Source organism: Burkholderia sp. Ac-20379, from assembly GCF_017104645.1.
GTDB lineage: Bacteria > Pseudomonadota > Gammaproteobacteria > Burkholderiales > Burkholderiaceae > Burkholderia.
On record NZ_JAAGPF010000723.1, the window covers coordinates 1 to 1,001 of the forward strand.

At 73.4% G+C, this 1,001-nt stretch carries 1 protein-coding gene; it reads left to right on the forward strand.

Annotation, left to right across the window (positions count from 1 at the left end; translation table 11 throughout):
* Positions 1-1,001, forward strand: a 1,001-nt coding sequence (locus G3N92_RS34250; RefSeq protein WP_206131900.1) for a hybrid sensor histidine kinase/response regulator, incomplete at both ends; no start/stop codon positions are given.

Genomic DNA, 1,001 nt, shown 5'->3' on the forward strand with positions numbered 1-1,001 from the left:
TCGCGACACGCGCGTGCAGCGCCGCCGCGACCGCCGCGCCGATCACTGGCTGCGCGGCGCGCGCGACGCGCGGCGCCTGGCCGACACCTCGAACCGGCTCAAGGACGAGCTGCTGGCGGTCGTCTCGCACGAGCTTCGCACGCCGCTGAACGTGATCTACGGCTGGGTCGAGGTGATGCGCAACCCGATCGACGGCGCGCTGCAACGCCAGGCGATCGACGCGATCGACCGCAGCGCGCGGTCGCTGTCGCGGATGGTGGCCGACATTCTCGATGCGTCCTCGCTCGCGACCGGCAAGCTGCGGCTCGACCCGACGCCGGTGGATCTGGTGCGCGTGATGCACGACGTGGTCGGGTCGTTCGAGACGACCGCCGGCCAGAGCGGCGTGCTGCTCGACACGCAGTGCGCGCTCGACGCCTGCATCGTCTCGGGCGACGCCGAGCGGCTCCGCCAGATGCTGTCGAACCTGCTGTCGAACGCGTTCAAGTTCACGCCGCGCGGCGGCCGCGTGACGATCGGGCTGAGCGTCGACGATGCGCGCGCGCTGCTGACGGTGACCGACACCGGCCAGGGCGTGACGGCCGATTTTCTGCCGCACGTGTTCGAGGCGTTTCGCCGGGCCGAGGGCTCGCCGGCGTCGTCCAAGCGCGGGCTGGGGCTGGGGCTGTCGATCGTGCGGCATATCGCCGAACTGCACGGCGGCGGCGTGCGCGCGACGAGCGACGGCCAGAACCTCGGCACCCGCTTCGAGGTGGCGCTGCCGGCGGGCTGGCAGCCTTCGGGCGCCGTGCTCTGGGCCGGCCGCGATCGCGACGACGCCTTGACCCGCGAGCGGCTCGACCTCGGCGGCCAGCGGATCCTGCTGGTCGACGACGACGAAACCTCGCGCACCAGCCTGGCCGCGGCGCTCGGCACGCTCGGCGCGGCGGTGGTGGTGGCCTCGTCGGGCCGCGATGCGCTCGAGCGGATCGACGCGGCGCGGCCGACCATCGTGCTGTCCG